The following is a 20,530-nucleotide window of genomic DNA, read 5'->3' on the forward strand; positions in this document are numbered from 1 at the left end:
CAGGCTCTGTGAAGCGGTCAACAAAGTGTGTAGGGGCTACGGTCACGAATATTCGATTACTTTTGGGTAATCACTTAACGAGCCTCCTATTGTTACACCTAGCGCAACAGGTTTTGACCCTGTTGAGATAGATGCTGGAGATTCAACCACTTATAATTATTCGACAAATGCATCTATTTATGATTCTCAGGGCAATGCTAGGAACTTGAGTCTATATTTTCAGCGTCAACCATCATTAGATGGTGCTGGCGACATTGAAACTGACGCTGAGGGAAATGTCATTTCAAGCAATACTTGGAAAGTTCATGCTCGTATGAGTGGCGGGCCTGATGGTGCCGGTACATATGAAGGAGATTTAGGCACTTTGTCGTTTGACAAGAGTGGTCGCTTTACAAACCTTACTCTAGACGATGCCAATGATTTAGTGACAGATGTGGACGGAGAGAATCTAGTTTCTTTTGCCACTGATGAGTTCGCCGATGCTGACGGTTTGTTTGAGCCACTTCAGTTTGGCTTCTCTATTAGCAATGAATCTTCACAATATGCTGCTAGTTCGACGGTTAATGATGTGAGCCAAAACGGCTACACCTCTGGCTCTCTAGTAGGTATAACCATCGAAGACGACGGCACGGTAATGCGTAACTATTCCAACGAAGAGTCACGCGCTGCTGGCCAAATCGCGATGGTGAGCTTCCGCAACCCCGAAGGGCTAAGCCCTGCAGGTGATAACCTATGGACTGCTACCGGTGCCTCCGGTCAAGAGCTGGTGGGCGCTCCCGGCACTGGTCAGCGCGGCCTGATTGAGGCAAGTGCTATTGAGACTTCCAACGTCGACATGGCTAGCGAACTAGTCGATATGATTATCGCTCAACGCGCCTACCAGGCCAATTCACAAACCATCAGTACCCAGGACGAGCTCCTGCAGACCATTATTAACCTTTAATAATCGGTCATTTGAGTAAGGAGTAAGTACCGTGGATCGAATGCTCTATACCGCCATGAGTGGCGCCAAAAACAGTATGGATCAGCAGTCGGTGGTGAGTAATAACCTATCGAATGTCACCACGACTGGTTTTCGCGCCCAGCTACAGGCCGCTCGTTCCGTGCCCGTGCAGGGCGAAGCGTTACTGGCAACGCGTACCTCAGCGGTGACGACGACGCCGGGTAGCGATTTTTCCCAGGGCCCCGTTGAGTATACGGGGCGCACCCTTGATGTCGCGATGCAGGGCGACGCGTGGATGGCGGTCCAGGCGGGTGACGGTACCGAAACTTACACGCGGCGGGGCGATTTGCAGATCGACAGCGATGGCGTTCTGCTCAACGTCGGGCGTCCCGTAATGGGCGAAGGCGGTCCCATTGCTGTGCCTCAGGGCGCACAAGTCTCCATCGGTGCTGACGGTACGATTAGTGCTATTCCTGAAGGCGTGGGCCCTGAAGCGCTGGTCGAAGTTGGTCGTATTAAGCTGGTGACACCTGACGAGGGAGCGCTATCGCGTGGTGAAGACGGTCTGTTTCGTGCGCCACCTAATGAGGAAGGCGAGCCTGGGGCCTTGCCCGCTGATGAAGATGCCAAGCTGGTGAGTGGTGCATTGGAAGGCAGTAACGTCAGCGCCATTGATGCCATGGTTTCCATGATTGATGTGGCCCGTCGCTACGATATGCAAATGAAGGTACTGAGTACCGCTGACGAAAATGCTCAGCGCGCCAACGGTATCCTATCTATCCAAGGTTGATGTTGGCCATTCAGCGCTGATGTAAGTCAGTCGGTCAAGGGAGCAAATATGATTAAGTCCTTGTGGACTGCTAAAACGGGTTTGGAATCTCAGCAAACCAAGCTCGATGTAATTTCAAATAACCTAGCCAACGTGAGCACTAATGGTTTCAAGCGCTCACGCCCTGTGTTTGAAGACTTGTTGTATCAGAACATGCGTCAGCCAGGCGCTCAGAATAATATTCAGGACCGCCTACCCTCCGGTATGCAGATTGGTACCGGCGTGCGCGCTGTCGCCACTGAACGCCTGCATACCCAAGGCGGATTAGAACAGACTGAAAATTCACGCGATCTGGCGATCAATGGCGAAGGATTCTTTCAGGTACTGATGCCAGACGGTACGACGGCTTACACCCGTGACGGCAGCTTTCAGCTAAATGAAAATGGCCAGATGGTGACTGCCAATGGCTATCCGGTTGAACCCGCGATTTTTTTGCCTGAGAACGCTTTGTCGGTGAACGTCGGCGAAGACGGCACGGTAAGCGTTCGCCAACCCGGCGTCGCGATTGATAATGAGGTGGGGCAGATAACCGTCAGCACCTTTATTAACCCAGCCGGCTTACAGAGTGTGGGTGGCAACCTCTATCTAGAGACGGGGGCTTCAGGTGCGCCTAACGAAAACATGCCCGGTATGAATGGCGCCGGACGGTTGTTCCAAGGCTACGTGGAAACCTCCAACGTCAATGTGGTTGAGGAAATGGTCAATATGATCCAGACCCAGCGCGCCTATGAAATTAATAGTAAAGCGGTCTCTACCAGTGATGAAATGTTGGCGCGGTTGAGCCAGCTGTAACGGTTTTCCAATATAGTTTACTAACAGGTTGCGTCATGCTGGAGTTGCACCCAATGTTACGTCGTATTGCACTAGCTGGCTTGGCGCTCTTAATACTGATGGTTGCCGGCTGTGCGCAAATTCCGCGGGCTTCTGTGGTGGGGGAGCAAGAGCAGATCAGCATCGCGGATCGCCCTCCGCCTATTCCCAATGGCTCTATTTATCAGGCAAGACAAGGCTATCAGCCGCTTTTTGAAGACCGCCGTCCGCGTGCCATGGGCGATATCTTAACGATTGTGCTGGATGAGGAAGTCAGTGCGAGCAAAAATTCGCAATCCAATGCAGGGCGTAGCGGTAGCGCCAGCCTTGACTTGACCCAGCTCCCAGATGCACTCGACACGCTTGCAGAATATGGCTTTGATCTTTCTGGTGCGAACGACTTTACCGGCAGTGGTGGTTCCCAGGCCAATAATTCCTTTACCGGAACCATCACGGTCTCGGTATTAGAAGTCATGAACAACGGCAATTTACGCGTGCGTGGTGAGAAGCAAATTGCCATCAATCAGGGGACGGAATTCATTCGTTTTTCCGGAGTGGTTAATCCGCGCACGATTACCGCGCAAAATACCGTGCCTTCCACCCAGGTGGCGGATGCGCGTATAGAGTATGTGGGGGACGGCTATATCAATGAAGCGCAACACATGGGTTGGTTACAACGTTTCTTCTTAAATATCTCGCCGTTCTAGCGCTATGCGAGCGACCAATGACAGCCTCGATAGTGGCCAAAACCCCTTGATAACAAGTCGTTCAACAAGAGAGCGACGGCGGGCAATAGTGATGTCGGCAAGTAACGTGAGGATCAGTAAGTTGTGGATAAATAACTATCGAGTACTCCGCGCTGGAGTGATTCAGCTGGGTGTTTTATTGCTGGTGTGCGCATTGGCATTCCCTGCCCGGGCGGAGAGTGTCCGCGAGCTTTCGAGCTTTGCAGGTGTCCGTGATAACCAACTAGTGGGCTATGGTTTAGTCGTAGGTTTGGATAGCACCGGTGACCAAACGACCCAAGCACCTTTCACTAGCCAAAGTCTGACCAACATGCTCTCCCAGCTTGGAGTGACCGTTCCTGCAGGCACAAATTTACAATTACGCAATGTAGCAGCGGTGATGGTGACGGCTAACTTGCCGCCGTTCTCCCAGCCAGGCCAGCGTTTAGATATCGTGGTTTCGTCGATTGCCAATGCGCGCAGTTTGCGCGGTGGTACGCTGCTTATGACACCTTTAAAAGGTGCCGATGGGGATACCTATGCGATTGCCCAAGGCAATATGCTAGTAGGTGGGGCGGGCGCCCAAGCCGGTGGTAGTAGCGTTCAGATTAACCAGCAGGCATCGGGGCGGATTCCCAACGGCGCCCTGGTCGAAAAAGAAGTACCGCTTAATTTGGGCGGCAACGGCGGCATATTAGAACTACAGCTCAACGATTCCGATTTTGGCACCGTCCAGCGAATGGTAACGGCGATTAACAATGAGTTTGGCCAGTCGGTTGCCTACGCACGCAATGGTCGGGTAATCGCCCTTGATGGTCCTGCCGATGACAACGCAAGGGTCAACTTTATGGCCCGGGTCGAAAACGTTCAGGTGACGCCCACGCAAGCACCTGCACGCGTTGTGATGAACTCTCGTACTGGCTCAGTCGTAATGAACAGCGCGGTCACCCTGCGAGAGGCGGCGGTAGCCCACGGTAGCTTATCGATCATGATTGATACGCAGTTCGGCGTTAGCCAGCCTAGTCCCTTTGGGGAGGGCGAGACAGTAGTAGTACCTGACACGGATATTGATATTGAGCAGCAGGAAGCTTACCTGCAGATTGTTGAGGGCGCGCAGCTTAACGAAGTGGTCAATGCGTTAAATGCATTAGGTGCCACCCCTCAAGACTTGATGTCAATTTTGGAAGCGTTAAAAGCGTCGGGTTCGCTGCGCGCCGAGCTGGAGGTCATCTAATGAATGCGACGGATATGAGCAATCAATTCGCGCTTGATGTGCAAGGCTTTCAGCGGCTGCAACACACGGCAAGAGTCGACCCGGAAGCGGGTGTAAATGGCGCAGCCCAGCAGTTTGAAGCGCTCTTTGTGCAGATGATGATGAAAAGTATGCGCGATGCAATCCCGACATCCGGATTGATGAACAGCAGCGCGACGGATACCTACCAACAGATGTTGGACCAGCAGTGGTCGCAGGTCATTTCGTCCAAAGGCGTGGGGCTCGCGGATGTTTTGATTGAGCAACTCAAACGGGAAGGGGCGATTTCCAATAGTGACGGTGCGCCCTCTGCCGACCAACAGACGCAGGCGTTAATCGCGGGCATTCCGCGAGGCACGCCGCGCATCTTGGATAGCCCTCTGAACCCTGGGGATGGACCCGTTCCCGAGTCAGCTTCGGAAAGTCGCTTCTTGACAGAGCTAGCGGCTGTGCGCCAAGACCAAAGACCGGAAGCAGCGCCTGCACAGCCGGAGACAAAGCGCCCCGTGGGTAATCAGCCGCCCCACGTCGACCAGTTTATGCAAACATTAGCATCTCCCGCGAAGGCGGCCAGTGCGACCACTGGAGTGCCTGCTGAACTTATTTTGGCTCAGGCGGCGCTTGAAACAGGCTGGGGGCGCCATGAAATCGCAACTCGCAGCGGTGCTAATAGTCATAACCTGTTTGGCATTAAAGCCGGCAGCCAGTGGCAGGGCGAAACAACTGATATCGTGACCCACGAATACATTGACGGGCGTCGAACGCAGGTAGTCGATTCGTTCCGTGTTTACGATTCGTATGAGCATGCATTTACCGACTATGCCAGCTTAATCGGAAATAACCCGCGCTATGCCGGTGTGGTAGATGCGCCAACTGCTGAGCACGCCGCGCGCGAGCTGCAGCGTGGTGGCTATGCCACGGATCCTCTCTATGCGGACAAATTGGTAGCGGTAATGAACAGTATTGGGCCGCTCAACGCTGGTGGCGATTTCCTGGCGGATTCTCGCTAGCCCTTTTCTCAAGTTTTTCTGCGCAGTGCCGATACTTATAACATAGATAGGTAATGGCCTAAGGAATTGAACCATGAGCATGTTTTCGATCGGCTTAAGCGGCCTCAATGCCGCGCAGAATGCCCTTAATACCAGCAGCAATAATATCAGTAATGTCTACACACCTGGCTATAACCGTGAGCTACCGCAGCTAGGTGAGGGGCGTGCGAGCGGCGGGGTCAAGGTCAATAATATTGAGCGGCAATTTAATACCTATGTGGCCGATCAGCTAAATAGTGCTAAAACACAATCGAGCGCTTTGGATACTTATTACAGCCAAGTTACCCAAATTGATAATCTACTCGCAGATCGTGCGGCGGGTCTGGCGCCACTGATGCAGGGATTTTTCTCATCGCTAGAAGATCTGGCGGCCTCACCCTCTGACCCGGCGGCTCGCCAGGGCGTACTGGGTCAAGCCAATACGCTGAGTTCGCAGTTCCGCTCTTTTGATGGCTACCTGCAAGATATGCAGGGCAATATTAATGGCCAAATTAAAGATGAAGTGACGCAAATTAATAATACGACCGAGCAGATCGCGGGCTTAAATAAAGAAATTGCGCTGGCCAGAGCGCGTACAGGTGAAGCCCCCAATAGCTTGTTGAATCAACGCGACCACATGATTTCCCAACTTAACGAGCGTATGGACCTGCGCCTGAATATTCAGGATGGCAAAACATACAACGTTAGCCTGCCCAATGGCCAGCCGCTGGTGACAGGCACCAACTCGTTCCAACTAAAAGCTGTACAGTCTGATAATGATCCCCAGCGTACCGTTGTCGCCTATATCGACGGCGGTAACAACGAGGTTCAACTAGACGAGTCGACAATAACGGGCGGGGCATTGGGCGGATTGATGACCTTCCGTTCAGAAACCCTGGATAAGACGCAAAATCAGATCGGCCAGCTAGCCGTGTCTCTCTCGACTGCTTTCAATGAGCAGCATAAGCAAGGGGTGGACCTTAACGGTGACCAAGGTGAAAATTTCTTCACGATCCGCTCTCCGCAAGGTTATGGTCATAAAGGCAATAGCGACCCTGACCTATTAACGTCGGTGGAGTTTGATCCAGAAATGGTTGATAAGCTGCGTGCCACTGACTACACCGTCTCGTTTGATGCGGGTCCTACTCCCGTCGTGACACGTAACGACAACGGTGAAGTGCTCAGTGGTACAGATTCTGAAGCTGCCGACTTTGTTGACACAAGTGGTTGGGACTCAGGCACAGGTAAGGGTGAAATCACTTTTGGTGGTGTGACGGTTTCGTTTAATAGTGCCAATCCTGTCGAGGTAGGTGATAGCTTTGAAATCCAGCCGGTGCGACGCGCGGGCGCAGGCATGGATACTAATATTGCCGATGTAGACAAGATTGCAGCGGGTCTTTTTGATATTGACCAAACTGGCGATATGAATGTGAGTGATGTTCGTGTAGATGGTGCCAATGCTCTTCCATTTGAAAGCCCTGCGTTAAATCTTGAGCTAGCAGGTGGAAATTTGACCATCAGCAACATTAGCAGCGGTAGTACCATACTCGTCAATGGCGAAGAGCGAGCCCTTGATGCCGGAGGGGTCGTGCAAGATTCATTAACACCAGGGACTGCCCTAGCTATGCAACCTGGAGATGTTATCACAGTCGATGGCATTAGCCTGTCCCTTGGAGACACTGCCAACTCAACGCTAAAGTTAGAGCAGGGAGGAGCTTCTTCTGGCGATAACCGTAACGCTTTGACGTTGCAAAACCTGCAGTCCCAATCAATAGTCGGTGCTAGCGCGACGGTTACCGGTGCCTATGCATCCATGGTCAGCGACGTGGGTAACCGTACCAACATTACAGAAGTTAATTTGGACGCGCGCCAAGGGCTGACCGATCAATTGCGCGCGGTACAACAGTCAGAATCAGGGGTTAATTTAGACGAAGAAGCCGCTAACTTGATTCGTTACCAACAGTACTATCAGGCCAATGCGCGTGTGATCGACACCGCAGGAACGCTGATGGATACCATCTTGAACCTGCGCGGTTAATTGGGGAGCTTAAGTCATGCGTATTAGTACTGTCACCATGTTCGAGCAAAGCACGGCGTCTATGAATCGCCAGCAAAGCGACCTGATGAACATAAGCCAGCAAATTGCTAGCGGCCGGCGCGTGGTTAACCCCTCCGACGACCCCCAGGCAGCCTCGCGCGCGATTGGCGTTGACCAAGCCAAGGCGGTGATCGAGCAGTATTCAGATGCACGGGTTTCGGCGCGAAATTCGCTGTCGCAAACGGAAAGCATTTTAAACAGCGTCAGTGATGCAGTCACCAGCGCCAAAACGCTCTTGATCCAGGCATCAAGCGATACGTTGAGCGACGTCGACCGCGAGTCAATCGCCAGCGAGCTTAAAGGCGTTTATGAAACGATGTTGGGTCAGGCCAATGCCACCGATGGTAACGGTCGTTATCTTTTTGGTGGTTATAAAGATAATGCCCCGCCGTTCGTTAAGTCAGTCGATGGCAGCGTGGAGTATCAGGGCGACAGTAATGTACGCGAACAGCGTGTGGACGCATCGCGGCTGATGCCGGTTAATGATAATGGCGAGACTATCTTTAAAAGCGTGCCTAGTGGTGCGGGTTATATAGCTGAGTCAGGTAAATACACCTTTGACGCAGATACTGATAAATTTGACCGTTCTGATCTTAATAGTGGCAATGTGACATTTCGCGGGCCTCAGATACGGGATGTGAATAACGAAGATTATGGCAGCGACTACCGGGTCAGTTTTGGTGGCGACGCGGATGATCCTACGTATCAGGTTGAACGATTTAACGGTACAACGTGGGATTCCAACGATACGGCGGGAGATACTTTACCTTCAGGTAATTGGACCGCTGGTATGAACGAAGAAGGCTCTGTCTCATTAGAGTTTGGTGGTTTGTCGATTGATCTTGAGGGAACGCCAGCAATTAATGATTCAATTCTGGTAGCAAAAGCCGGTAGCGAGCAGCGCGAGCCAGATCTCTTTCGCACCATGGAAGAAGCCATTCGTGTATTGGAAAGCCCTGCTGATGATGCCACCAAAAAGGCTGACTTGCGCAACACCCTGAACACATCTATGCGTGATTTGGATAACGCACTGGATAACGTTCTAACGGTACGTGCTTCGGCGGGCGCGCGGCTCAACGAACTTGACGTGGTTGACGCTGTGGGTAGTAATAGAATGCTGAACTACGAGCAGACCCTGTCAGACTTGGTAGACCTTGATTACAATGAAGCCATCTCTGAGTACAGCTTACGTCAAGTAGGTCTTCAAGCGGCTCAAAAGGCGTTTGTTGATATTAAGGGCTTGTCGCTGTTTAACTACATGTAACTACTGTCATTTAAATACCGTCGTACTTTGTATGCCTCGCTATCCCCATGCTTCTTCGTGAAGCATGGGGGTTTTAGCTTAAGGGCGCCATGGTTTCGATTAACCCCTGCATAAACGCTACTCCCTGGCTAAACAAACGTTCTAGAAAGCGGCTAAGGTCGGTCATCAGTACCATCATTAAGATCAGCCCCACAATCAGAGAAGTGGGGAAGCCAATATTAAAGACCGTGAGCTGCGGAGCCGACCGGTTAAGTATGCCCAGTGCCAGGTTGATGGTCAGCAGGGAACCGACCAGTGGTAACGCCAATAACATACCCGAAGCGAATATCGTGCCTGCATAGCGGGCGATCAACTCAAAAGCGCCAGGGTTAAAGGTGCCAATACCAATGGGTAACGTCTGGAAACTCATTATTAGCGTTTCCAGCACCATGAGATGACCATTCATGGCCAAGAACATAAGCAGGGTGATCATATAGAGGATACGCGACAGCACCATGATATTAGTACCACTCGCTGTATCAAAAAAGCTGGCAAAGGCCAGGCCCATTTGCAGCCCGATAAAATCGCCCGCCGCTTGAACAACCGCAAAAATGATGTGCATAACCATGCCCATGGCTAAGCCGATCAGAATTTGTTCGATGATAACGCCGACCCCCGCCCAGGACATAATGGCGATATCCGGCATGGCCGGTAGAATAGGCGCAATGACAATGGCAATAAGGGCAGCAAGACCCACTTTGGCTTGGTTAGGTACACTCGAGTGCCCCCAGAGGGGGGAAGCGGCCATAAAGGCTGTGATGCGCGCAAACGGCCATAAAAAAGCCACTAGCCAACCTTGTAGCTGCGCGAAAGTGACTTCTACCATCGCGTTACATCACCATATTGGGGATGTTGGTAAATAACCGGTGGGTAAAGTCGGTAATCAGTCCAAGCAGCCAGGGGCCAGCAAATACCAGCACCGCAAAAACGGCTAGAATTTTTGGAATAAACGTCAGCGTCATTTCATTAATCTGGGTCGCCGCTTGAAATAAGCTGATAATAAGGCCGGTAAAAAGCGCTGCCAATAGGATAGGGGCGCCAAGTAAAAGTGTTACTCGCATGCCCTGATAAGCAATGCTCATCACCATTTCGGGTGTCATAATCGGTTCCTTTGCGGCGTTAGAACGACGCAGGTCTGATATAAAAACAATCTTATGGAAAGCTATATCATGTAAAAGCTTTCGGCCATTGAGCCTATAATCAGCTGCCAGCCGTCGACTAAGATGAATAGCATCAGCTTGAAAGGTAATGAAATCGTGATGGGGGGCACCATCATCATCCCCAATGCCATCAGCGTGCTAGCCACGACAAGGTCAATGATCAAAAACGGAATAAAAATAGTGAAGCCTATTTGAAAAGCCGTTTTCAGCTCGCTGGTAACAAAAGCAGGCAGCAATACCCGCATGGGTAGCTCTTCCGGACCTTGCATGGGGCCGACCTCGGCTAAGCGGGCGAACAGCGCTAAGTCAGGTTCGCGGGTTTGCGCAAGCATGAATTCGCGAAATGGATCCTGGGCGAGGAGCAAAAACTCTTCAAAGTTAATCGTTTCATCAGTCAATGGTACCCAGGCATTATCGTAAACTTGCGCCAATACGGGTGACATAATAAAAAAGGTTAAAAACAGCGCGATGCCTAATAACACTTGGTTGGGGGGCGTTGCCTGGGTCCCCATTGCCGTACGTAGTAGGCTAAGCACGATGATGATCCGAGTAAAACTCGTCATCATCAGCAGCATCGAAGGCAAGAACGCTAGCGAACTTAAAAACAGCAGCGTTTGCAGAGAGAGTGACCACTGCTGACCACCGTCTTCTAGCGGCCGAGTCGTAATGCCGGGTATCTGTTGAGCGTGGGCAGGGCCGGCTACCAAAATAAAACAAACGCCCAGCGCCAACGCCAGCCATAGCCAGCGCTGACCATCGCTCTTTGAAGCCTTGGAAGCGGTAGGGTGCATAGAAGAAGAGCAGGCTTTAAAAAACCAGGGCCAAGAAAAGTGCATCCATTGCCTCATGGCGTCTGGTGTGGATCGGAGGGCGCGGATGAGTCGCTGCGACGACCAGAAGCCAGTGCTTTTGATAAGCGTTGTGCAAAACGAGAGGAAGAGGGAGGCGCCGTGGTTGGTGAGCGTTCCTCTGGCGCTGGGCGCTCGTGCAATTTAGTAATACGACCACCGCCAACGCCGACGACCAGCCAAGTATCTTCCACCTCGACAATCACAATGCGTTCACGATTCCCCACCGCAGTGCTGCCCACGACGCGCAAGTGGGCTCCATGAGGCGAGCGAAGGTTGCCCCAGCGTTTTAGCAGCGCAGTGCAAATTAAAATGATCGCAATAACTAAGGCTAATGCGGCCGCCGTTTTACCTAAAACGGCCATGCCGATTAACGATTCACCGCCGTTACCTAGCGCATCAAGCGAGCCATTTTGCGTTGATGTAGTTGCAACGCTCATCGGTTCAGTTTGTGAATACGTTCAGAAGGCGTGATGATTTCAGTAATACGAATACCATACTTGTCTTCGATAACAACGACTTCCCCTTGAGCTATTAAGTAGCCATTAATCAAGATGTCCATTGGCTCGCCAGCTAGGCCTTCAAGCTCAATTACAGACCCCTGGGCTAACTCCAGCAATTGTTTGATGGTTAGCTTAGTACGGCCTAATTCCACGGTGAGTTTCACCGGGATGTCCATGACCATTTCTAGTTCGCGTGCCTGTGAGCTGCCGCTATTCGGAGTCAAGGGGCGAAAAACTTCGTCACTCGCGGCTTTTGCAGCAGGTGCCTTACGCTCGGGCTCGGCAGCTTCTTGCTGGCTTTCTTCAACGGCCTCCTGTTCAGCCATAGCGGCTGCCCAAGGGTCTTCTTCCTCTTCACTGGCATCAGCACCCGAAGAAGCCTCTTCTTGCTCAGCCATAGCGGCTGCCCAGGGATCTTCCTCTTCGCTGGCAGCGTCGGCACTTGAAGATGTCTCTTTTGGCTCAGACATGGCATCCGCTGAATCGTCGTCAGAGACGTTCTGATCAGGTTTATTGGGATCAGTCATGCTTTGGATTCCTTGGCTTTCTGTCGCACAGAACCTTTAATAAAGTCCTTGGACGATGCGTTATTCATAGCAGCATGGTCGATCATATGTAGCACACGCAGGGCGTGTTGCTGACGTTGGCTACCGTACTCACACTGCATGACAGGCACGCCATCGACACTTGCGGTAATCGTGCTGGGTATATCGAGAGGCAGTACATCGCCTTTTTTTAACCCCATCACATGGGAGATACGGCTGGGTATATGCGCAAACTCCGCGACTAATTCGACTTCCGATTGCTGTAGTTCGCTCGCCATGCGGCGCGACCAACTACCATCCTGGTCGTGGTTACTATCGTTAATGGGGTTCGCCAACAAGTCCCGCAGTGGCTCAATCATGGCGTAAGGCATACATATCTGAAAGTTGCTAGATAAGTTGCCCACTTCGATATTAAATTTAGTGTTCACCACAATTTCATTAGGTGAATTAGTGATATTGGCGAATTTTGACTGTACTTCTGAGCGCAAAAAGCTAACTTCAAGCGGATGAACCACTTTCCAGGCTTCTTGGTAAGCATCAATAGCTAGATTGAGCAGCCGCTGAATAATGCGCTGTTCGGTGTTGGTAAACTCGCGACCATCCGATTTTGTTACAAAGCGGCCGTCGCCGCCAAACAGATTGTCAACCACCATAAAAACAAGATTAGGCGGGAACACCACCAGTGCTGATCCGCGCAGCGGCTTCATCGAGACAATGTTTAAGTTCGTGGGTACGGGAACATTGCGTGAAAAATTACTAAAACTTTGATAGCGAACCGACTCTACGGTGATATCCGCACTGCGACGTAATAGATTGAACAGGCCGTTACGGAAGTAACGTGCAAAACGCTCATTAATAAAATCCAGTGCATGCAGACGCTCACGGATCACGCGATGCTGAGTCGAGGGATCGTAAGGCCGGATTTTTGACTCGGCAGGCTCTTGCTGCGATGAACCCGACGGCTCATCGTCACCACTAACGCCCTTCAGTAGGGCGTCAATTTCGTCCTGGGACAGTAGATCGTCCTGCGACATGAACGGCTCCAGTTCCCGAGGTTATTGCACAATAAATTCGGTGAATAAAACTTCACGCAAATCAAGCGGTGGTTGATTTTCTGTTAGCGGCGCATTCAGTCGATCAACAATCGCTTGGGCAAGCTGCTGCTTACCCTCAGACGAGGTAAGTTCTTCAGCCTGTTTGCCAGATAGCAACATCAGTAACCGGCTGCGCACCTGGGGCATATGTTCTTCCAGAATCGTTTTGCTCGCTTCATTACCCACGCGGAGAGTGATGCCCGTATAGAGTAAACGTGAGCCATGGCGATCATCGGCGAGATTAACGGTAAAGGGCTCGATACTCATGAAAATCGGCGCTTCTGGCTCCATTTCTTGCGCCACATCGCCCTCAGCCGCCGTGTCATCACGCTGGTCGATAACCATATAGATAGCCGCTGCCGCTCCTGCTGATGAAAGCAAGACGAGGATAATCATTATCCAGAGCAGTTTCTTGGACCCACCGCTTGTTTCTGCCATTTGCGATTCCTGTGAACTCCATGCGTGTCGCTTGCAAAGTATTATGCCTAAAGCGAATGCGGGTGATGAAATGAACAGGCTTACTAGGCAAGCCTATCTTTTGGTTTAGCTATCTAGTACTGGTAGCGCTAGGGATAGCATTAAAGGGTAGCACTCAGCGCTTAGGCGTAAAGATCAACCCGTCCGTCTAGGGCAAGGGGTCTGCTTTCAATACCCTGATTGAGCGGTTCATCGGCATTGATATCGCCGTCGCCTAACCCACTCCCTTGCTGGCCCCCTGTTTGGGCAAAGCCCTGTTCATTGGGGTTACGCTGTTCGCCAACGGAGGTTTCGCCTAGCGAAATGCCTTGTTCAGCCAATGCCTCGCGCAGCTGTGGGATGGCCTGTTCGAGCACTTGGCGTACCTGTGAATGGGCTGATAAGAAGTGTGCCTGTGCTCCCTGCTCGCCAAATTTTAGTGAAATAGACAATGGGCCAAGCTCGGCAGGGTTTAACTGCATCTGGACATGCTGTTCGCCGCCACGCTGTGAAATCTGTACCAGTTGCTGGCCTAGCTGCTGTGGCCATGCGGTGCTCGTGATGGGGGTAGTTAAAATAGCTTGGCTCGGCGGTACCGAGGGGGCAAAACCTTGGGCAGGTTGGGCCGTACCCTGCGAGCTATGACCCGCATTTAATGACAGCCCAGCCAGCAAGTGTTCACCCGTGGCATTTCCTCTAGGAGTTCCCTCTGCCGTTAGTAGAGCCCCCATGAGAGCCTCGCTACTGATCTGCGTTGAGGCACTATTAGCACTGACTTGAGTAAAAATATTATCAGCCTGAGTGCGCGGTGCATTGAGACCAGCGGAAGCCGCGCTAGCGCTGGTCAAGCGAGCTGTATCAATGGCTAGCGGCGGCTGTGTGCCTTGTGGCTGGGACACGAGCGCGCTCAATGCCGAAACCAGCTGAGCCGCTTCACTTTGATCAATATTCAGCTGATCGGCGATGGCCTCAAGGGCTAGGCGTGGTTCGGTTTGTGACTGACTGATGCCGAGTTGTTCGGCAAGGGCTTGCAGCGCTTTAAGTTGTTCGCCCTGTAACGATTGAGTGTCCAGCTGTCCTGCGTGGGGTTGCGCCGAAAAGCTGCTATCGGTAAACGATGAGATTAACGTAAGGCGTGAGGCTATCTCGTCAAGCGGTGTCGACGTCTCAGGGTCACCCAGCGCTAGCGCAATATCAGTCATATCTGAATTTGACGTTTGCAACTGGGTTAACAGCGCAGATAAGTCTTGTTGACTGATATCGATGCCGAGTGCCTCTAGGGCGGTGCTCAACTTTTCACTATCTATCTCGCCCTCTTTAAGTGAGGCATTATTCAGAGCGTTGAGCCGTCCTTGCAGTGAGTCGGTCTGCGACGCTCCTTGCGCACCAGAGGCTTGTAAAAGCGCCTGTTTAAAAAAACCGTTGGACGAGTCTTGGCGGCCAAGAGCACCTTGAGGCTGGGCCTGAGGTGAACTTGAGCTAGCCGATAGCAACTGGTGAATATTCATATACAGTTCCTTGACACCGCTACTGCGGATTGTCGTTATATTGACGAGCCAAGCGGCTAGTCACCAGATCATCGTTCGTTTTTTGTTCATTACGCTCACTGCGGCGGTGCTCTTCTAACAGCCGACGCGACGCCAGTGTATCGTAGGAAGAGAGCTTGCGCTGCTCTTGTTGCCAGTTCTTTTGGCTTTGCTGAACGCTTGCCTGCTGGGCCGCTAACGCTTGGCGTGCCCGGCCGAGTGCAGCATCTAACGAGGCTAAAAATTGCTGGTAGTTGTACATCGTCGCAGGATCAATGCCGTCGCGCATTGCCTTCTGTAGGCGCTCGGCATATTCGGCACGGTAGCCTAAAAGCGACTGTAACTGAGCGCTGGTTTGCTTTTCAGTTTGTCGCTCTTGGGCGAGCAATTTGCCTGCTTCGTCGCGCGCGCCTCTGGCTAAATCCGTTAACATTTCGAGCTGCGATGTACTCATTTACGTGCTCCAACCAGTGCGTGTAACGCCTGACGAGAATCCGTAAGCGTTGCACACTCTTCGATGTTTTGTTGCAAAAAGCGCTCTAGCGATGGGAATCGGTTAACCGCTTCGTCTAACTGAGGGTCGTGACCAGGGCTATAGGCCCCTACGCTAATAAGGTCCCGATTGCGCTGGTAGCGAGAAAACATCTGCTTGAAAATACGCGCTTCCTGTAATTGCTCAGGGCTGGTAATAGAGGTCATGGCGCGGCTAATCGAGGCTTCGATATCAATCGCTGGATAGTGGCCAGCTTCCGCTAAGGTTCGCGACAGTACGATGTGGCCATCAAGAATGGCGCGAGCAGAATCAGCGATGGGATCCTGCTGGTCGTCGCCTTCCGTCAGAACGGTATAAAAGGCGGTAATTGAGCCGCCACCACGCTCGGCGTTGCCAGCACGCTCAACTAAGCTGGGTAGCTTGGCAAACACAGAGGGTGGATACCCTTTCGTGGCGGGTGGCTCGCCGATGGCTAGAGCGATTTCCCGCTGCGCCATGGCATAGCGCGTGAGCGAATCCATAATCAGCAGGACGTTGCGGCCCTCATCGCGGAAGCCTTCGGCAAGGCGTGTTGCGTAGGCGGCGCCTTGCAGGCGTTGTAGCGGCGAGGTGTCGGCGGGAGCGGCGATCACCACCGCGCGACGACGACCTTCTGGGCCTAAAATATTGTCGATAAAATCCTGTACTTCACGCCCCCGCTCGCCAATCAAGCCCACCACAATGACATCGGCCTTGGTGTAGCGGGCCATCATGCCAAGCAGTACCGACTTGCCGACCCCCGAGCCAGCAAATAGCCCCATCCGTTGACCACGGCCTACGCTTAGCAGCGCGTTAATGGCGCGAATGCCGACATCGATTTGCGCGTCAATCGGGGCCCGCGAGAGGGGGTTGAGCGTCGGTGCACTCAGCGTGGCACGGGGGGCTTCTTCAACGTTTTCTCGATCATCCAGGGGATTGCCGTTACCGTCCAATACCCGCCCCAATAAGCTATCGCCCACGGGAAAGCGACGCGCGCTACTGCCATTGCCTTCATCAAGCGGTGATACGCGAGCGCCAGGCATCAGGCCTATGACTTCCTCAAGCGGCATCAGAAACAGTTTGTCACCGGCAAAGCCAACGACCTCGGCTTCAGCATGTCTGTCACTGTCGGCTAAACGGCCATCGCTACCCGGTAGTTCAATCCGGCACGCGCTACCCACGGCGACTCTTAGCCCCACCACCTCAATGACCATCCCCGTCGCGCGGACCACGCGGCCGCTGTTGCGGTAGCGGGGCAAATAGCTAACTCGCTGCTGTGTGCGCCTTAGCGCCTTGTGCCAGCGATGTTGGTGAGGGCAGATGGCCTCTGACATAGCGTATCCCCTACGATGACGGAGCATTTGACGGTGGATAAGCGCTGACGCCTCTTTTGCGTGATTGCGCTTGAATCGTATGCCAACGACTTTCAAAGGTCGCATCGATTTCACCCTGGGCGCTGGTGACCCGGCAACCCCCGCGGGCAAGCTGATCGTCGGGCTGCAGTTTCCAGTTCGCCGCATGCAGCTCGCTGCCTAAGTGCTGTTCGACTAAGGCGTGATCCTCTGGATTGAGCCATAGCCGTTGTTGGCCGACCAGCGGTGGCTCAGTGTGCAATAACTCACGCACAATCGTAAGAACCTGCTCGGGCGATTCCTGCAAGGCCTCGTTAGCCAGCTGTTTGCCCGTTGCCAAGGCCAGCTCAACGAGGTCATGGGCGATCGTTTCGTCGATACGTTCAAGCGCCTCGGAAAACTGTTTGGCCAGCGTTTGCAGCGGTGTCACGGTCAGGCGAACTTGTTCTGCTAACTCAGCTTGCGCTTGGGTGGCACCTTCATCCAAGCCCTTAGCCAAGCCGTCTTGCTGGCCGCGTTCGAAACCTGCTTTGTAGCCTTCTTCCTCTGCCTTCTGGCGAATGCGTTCGTACTGGGCTTGACGCTCTTGCTCTTCACGCTGGCGAGCCTGTTCGGCCGCTTTTTGTGCGGCCTGAACCTTACGCTGATGGGCCGTCGGTACAGCGTTATCGCTAGCATGCTGGCTTGTGCTGCTGCCCAGCTCTTCCATTTGCCAACGTCGCCAGTCGCCATGGCGATCGAATTTTGGTGAGTGAGTATCAGACATACTCATCATCTCCGCCAGCCAGAACGATTTCACCCGAGTCAGCTAAACGCCGCACGACTTGCAAAATGGTTTTCTGCTCTGTCTCGACTTGGGAAACCCTGATGGGGCCGCGGGCTTCCATATCTTCGCGGACTAAATCAGCGGCACGCTGTGACATATTGCGCAGGAATTTATCTACCAGCTCATCTTGAGCACCCTTGAGTGCCACCACCAGCGAATTGGTCTCGACTTGCTGCAGCACCATTTGAATTGCCCGGTTGTCGAGGTCGAGCAGATTCTCGAACAGAAACATTTCGTCGATAATTTTCTGGGCCAAATCTTCGTTGTGCGCGCGGACAGTCTCGATGGCGGTTTCCTCTTGGGAGGAGTTCATCAAGTTGAGTATCTCGGCCGCAGTTCTTACCCCGCCCATTTTGCTGCGTTTTAGGTTCTGGCCGTCTAGCATGCTGGTGAGCACTTCGGTCAGCTCCTGCAAGGCAGCTGGCTGAACGCCGCTAAACGTGGCGATACGCAGGACCACGTCGTTGCGCAGTTTTTCTTCAAACAGCTCAAGGATGTCGGAAGCTTGATGACGCTCTAAATGAACAAGAATGGTGGCAATAATCTGCGGGTGTTCATCGCGAATCAGCTCGGACACCATGGAGGCTTCCATCAGGTTGAGCGTATCAATACCCGAGTTGTTGCCGGTTGTTTCGAGAATATCTTCAATGAGACTGCTAGCACGATCACTGCCCAGCGCTTTGGTTAGCACCGATCGGATATGATCACTAGAGTTAAGGTTAAGTGCTACAAACTCTTCATTTTCTTCGTGGAATGCTTCAAGCACTGCTTTCATATCGTCATGGGAGACCTGGTTCAAGCGGGCCATTTCCATGCTAATTTCTTGTACGTCACCAGCGCTGAGGTATTTAAAGACCTCGGCCGCACTGTCTTCATCAAGGGCAAGCAATAAGATAGCGCTCTTACGAGCGCCGCTCATTCCAGTAATTGAACTACTCATTATTATTCATCCAGCCACGGAGTATCATCGCGATCATGCGGGGGTCTTCTTGGGCCATTTCGCGCAGATCGTTAAGGTTATGCTCGTACAGTGACGTTTTACGGCGACGCTTAGGCTTGTTGTAGGTCTTATCGGCCTCTTCGGAGGGCGTCTCGCTTTCGTCTTCATCATCGCTACCCACGCGAGCCTCAAGCATGCTGCCGGGTACTGCCGCTGCCATGGTCGGCGACTGGGTGTAGCGCTTAATGAGCGGGCGTAAAATCAACAAGTAGAGCAATAAGATAGCAAGTGCGACGAGTAGGTAGCGGCCAACGTTGGCTGCCAGTGAAAGAACGGTCGGGTCTTGCCACCACTCAACTTCCTGCGTTTCCTCAATGCTACGCGCAAAGGGCGTATTGACGACTTCAACTTCATCGCCACGGAGCTGAGAGAAGCCCATCGCTTGTTGAACCAAGCGTTCAATTTGCGCCACTTCATTGTCGGTCAAGGCAACATCGACCCACTCGCCCTCGTCATCCATTTCTGTACGAAAGTTCACCACGACCGCGGCCGACAGGCGCTCTATCTGGCCGAGGCGGTGCTGAACATGCTCAATGCTGCGATCAACTTCATAGTTAATAACATCGTCTTGGCGCAGGTTGCGCAGCGCCTCAGGGGGAGTTTCCTCTTGTTGGTCTTCGGCGTCTGGCTGGTTGATTGGAGACGGGGCGGTGCCTGGTGGTGTGTTGCTGAGTGCCCCCGGGATCCCCGTGGCCAGAGGGTTTTCACCATCATAAGCGAGGCTGAGCTGACGACTACGTACTGCCGCTTCATTGGGCGGTTGATTAGGGCCGTAGCGTTCGGACGTTTGCTCGCGCCGCGAGAAATCGATTTGTGCGGCAACCTGGGCGCGCACGTTATCGGCGCCTAAAATCGGCGTTAAAATGTTTTCAATACGCTGCTGGTAAGAGCGTTCTACCTCAGCGATATACTCAAGTTGGGAGCCATCCAGATCACCACCATTGCTAGTCTCTGCCGACAGCAAGCGGCCATCCTGATTGACGACGGTGACATCATCAGCAGCTAATTCAGGCACGCTACCGGAAACCATATGAACGATGGCGTTGACCTGGCCTTGACCCAGAACGCGGCCGGGTAAAAGGGTGAGCACCACGGATGCTTTAGCCTGCTCGCGATCGCGTATAAAGACCGACGGCTTGGCCATCGATAGATGAACCCGCACTCCTTCAACGGGACCTAACGACTCAATTGAGCGCGCCAGCTCGCCCTCCAAACCGCGTTGGTAGTTAATCTGTTCGGCAAACTGACTAATTCCAAACGCTTGGCTTTCCATCAGCTCCAAGCCAAGATTGCCGCCACGCGGCAAACCCTGTTCAGCAAGCTGCAAACGTAGCGTGTGAACTTGGTCGCTAGGCACCATTATCGCTTGGCCATTTTGGCTAAACTGATAAACAACGCCGCGGGTGTCGAGTTCAGCGATGATGCTGCCGCCATCCGCTTCGCTTAGATTGCTGTAGAGAACACGGTAATCAGGACTGCTTGCCCACATAAAAAGCGCTGCCACAATAGCAATAGAGGCTGCGCCCGCAATAAGCAGGGCGACTAACGGATTGCCACGCAGTTGTTTCAGCGTGCGCTCAACGGGAGAGCCGCCAGCGCTATCTTGCTGAGTGTTTCCACTGCCTGAGTTGCCACTACGGGGAGCGGTTTGAGACGTGCTGTTTTGACGGCCTGCCGTTGCACCGGTTTCGCTCATGCATCCCTCCAAAGGGGCAGGCAAA

Annotated in this window: 21 protein-coding genes; 8 read left to right on the forward strand and 13 right to left on the reverse strand. The window is 52.8% G+C overall.

Annotated features, from left to right (window positions below):
- The first annotated feature begins 127 nt into the window (after positions 1-127).
- The 8 genes from RZA33_RS13500 (at position 128) to flgL (ending at position 8,949) form a co-directional block, all read left to right on the forward strand.
- A complete protein-coding gene (locus RZA33_RS13500; RefSeq protein ID WP_317508356.1) occupies positions 128-943 on the forward strand; it encodes a flagellar hook-basal body complex protein in 816 nt (271 codons plus the stop codon).
- Between the two features lie 31 nt (positions 944-974).
- A complete protein-coding gene (gene flgF / locus RZA33_RS13505; protein WP_317508241.1) occupies positions 975-1,733 on the forward strand; it encodes a flagellar basal-body rod protein FlgF in 759 nt (252 codons plus the stop codon).
- A 48-nt stretch (positions 1,734-1,781) separates the two neighbouring features.
- Entirely contained in the window at positions 1,782-2,564 is a 783-nt protein-coding gene (gene flgG / locus RZA33_RS13510) for a flagellar basal-body rod protein FlgG (protein WP_317508242.1), read from the forward strand.
- Between the two features lie 35 nt (positions 2,565-2,599).
- Positions 2,600-3,289 (forward strand): flagellar basal body L-ring protein FlgH, encoded by a 690-nt coding sequence (locus RZA33_RS13515; protein ID WP_317508243.1) that lies wholly within the window; start codon positions 2,600-2,602, stop codon positions 3,287-3,289.
- Between the two features lie 121 nt (positions 3,290-3,410).
- Complete coding sequence (locus tag RZA33_RS13520; RefSeq protein WP_416337869.1) at positions 3,411-4,541, forward strand: flagellar basal body P-ring protein FlgI; 1,131 nt, start codon at positions 3,411-3,413, stop codon at positions 4,539-4,541.
- Positions 4,541-5,569, forward strand: a complete 1,029-nt coding sequence (flgJ, locus tag RZA33_RS13525) for a flagellar assembly peptidoglycan hydrolase FlgJ (protein WP_317508244.1) — start codon at positions 4,541-4,543, stop codon at positions 5,567-5,569. The genes RZA33_RS13520 and flgJ overlap by 1 nt, the downstream gene beginning before the upstream one ends.
- A 73-nt stretch (positions 5,570-5,642) precedes the next feature.
- Complete coding sequence (gene flgK, locus RZA33_RS13530; RefSeq protein ID WP_317508245.1) at positions 5,643-7,625, forward strand: flagellar hook-associated protein FlgK; 1,983 nt, start codon at positions 5,643-5,645, stop codon at positions 7,623-7,625.
- Between the two features lie 16 nt (positions 7,626-7,641).
- Positions 7,642-8,949, forward strand: coding sequence for a flagellar hook-associated protein FlgL (gene flgL / locus RZA33_RS13535; RefSeq protein WP_317508246.1), 1,308 nt, complete (start codon positions 7,642-7,644; stop codon positions 8,947-8,949).
- Positions 8,950-9,022: 73 nt separating this feature from the next.
- Here flgL and fliR read toward each other — a convergent pair whose 3' ends face one another.
- From fliR to fliF, 13 genes are all read right to left on the reverse strand, one after another.
- Positions 9,023-9,814, reverse strand: coding sequence for a flagellar biosynthetic protein FliR (fliR, locus tag RZA33_RS13540; RefSeq protein ID WP_317508247.1), 792 nt, complete (start codon positions 9,812-9,814; stop codon positions 9,023-9,025).
- Positions 9,815-9,818: 4 nt separating this feature from the next.
- Positions 9,819-10,088, reverse strand: coding sequence for a flagellar biosynthesis protein FliQ (fliQ, locus tag RZA33_RS13545; protein ID WP_317508248.1), 270 nt, complete (start codon positions 10,086-10,088; stop codon positions 9,819-9,821).
- Between the two features lie 62 nt (positions 10,089-10,150).
- A complete protein-coding gene (gene fliP / locus RZA33_RS13550; RefSeq protein WP_416337871.1) occupies positions 10,151-10,885 on the reverse strand; it encodes a flagellar type III secretion system pore protein FliP in 735 nt (244 codons plus the stop codon).
- A gap of 107 nt (positions 10,886-10,992) precedes the next feature.
- Positions 10,993-11,436 (reverse strand): flagellar biosynthetic protein FliO, encoded by a 444-nt coding sequence (fliO, locus tag RZA33_RS13555; RefSeq protein ID WP_317508249.1) that lies wholly within the window; start codon positions 11,434-11,436, stop codon positions 10,993-10,995.
- The gene (fliN, locus tag RZA33_RS13560) at positions 11,433-12,026 is read right to left on the reverse strand and encodes a flagellar motor switch protein FliN (RefSeq protein ID WP_317508250.1); all 594 of its coding nucleotides are present in this window, start codon (positions 12,024-12,026) and stop codon (positions 11,433-11,435) included. The genes fliO and fliN overlap by 4 nt, the downstream gene beginning before the upstream one ends.
- Entirely contained in the window at positions 12,023-13,078 is a 1,056-nt protein-coding gene (gene fliM / locus RZA33_RS13565) for a flagellar motor switch protein FliM (RefSeq protein WP_317508251.1), read from the reverse strand. The genes fliN and fliM overlap by 4 nt, the downstream gene beginning before the upstream one ends.
- A gap of 21 nt (positions 13,079-13,099) precedes the next feature.
- On the reverse strand, positions 13,100-13,576 hold the full coding sequence (gene fliL, locus RZA33_RS13570) for a flagellar basal body-associated protein FliL (RefSeq protein ID WP_317508252.1): 477 nt from the start codon (positions 13,574-13,576) through the stop codon (positions 13,100-13,102).
- A gap of 161 nt (positions 13,577-13,737) precedes the next feature.
- Positions 13,738-15,102: a flagellar hook-length control protein FliK gene (locus RZA33_RS13575; protein WP_317508253.1), complete on the reverse strand. Its 1,365-nt coding sequence runs from the start codon at positions 15,100-15,102 to the stop codon at positions 13,738-13,740.
- Positions 15,103-15,121: 19 nt separating this feature from the next.
- Positions 15,122-15,574 (reverse strand): flagellar export protein FliJ, encoded by a 453-nt coding sequence (fliJ, locus tag RZA33_RS13580; RefSeq protein WP_317508254.1) that lies wholly within the window; start codon positions 15,572-15,574, stop codon positions 15,122-15,124.
- Positions 15,571-16,965 (reverse strand): flagellar protein export ATPase FliI, encoded by a 1,395-nt coding sequence (gene fliI / locus RZA33_RS13585; protein WP_317508255.1) that lies wholly within the window; start codon positions 16,963-16,965, stop codon positions 15,571-15,573. Before fliI ends, fliJ begins: the two co-directional genes overlap by 4 nt.
- Before the next feature lie 10 nt (positions 16,966-16,975).
- Positions 16,976-17,749: a flagellar assembly protein FliH gene (locus RZA33_RS13590; protein WP_317508256.1), complete on the reverse strand. Its 774-nt coding sequence runs from the start codon at positions 17,747-17,749 to the stop codon at positions 16,976-16,978.
- Entirely contained in the window at positions 17,742-18,749 is a 1,008-nt protein-coding gene (fliG, locus tag RZA33_RS13595) for a flagellar motor switch protein FliG (protein ID WP_317508257.1), read from the reverse strand. The genes RZA33_RS13590 and fliG overlap by 8 nt, the downstream gene beginning before the upstream one ends.
- Positions 18,742-20,505, reverse strand: coding sequence for a flagellar basal-body MS-ring/collar protein FliF (gene fliF / locus RZA33_RS13600; RefSeq protein ID WP_317508258.1), 1,764 nt, complete (start codon positions 20,503-20,505; stop codon positions 18,742-18,744). The genes fliG and fliF overlap by 8 nt, the downstream gene beginning before the upstream one ends.
- Positions 20,506-20,530: the final 25 nt, after the last annotated feature.

It is taken from the genome of Halovibrio sp. HP20-59 (assembly GCF_033052795.2).
Taxonomy (GTDB): domain Bacteria; phylum Pseudomonadota; class Gammaproteobacteria; order Pseudomonadales; family Halomonadaceae; genus Vreelandella.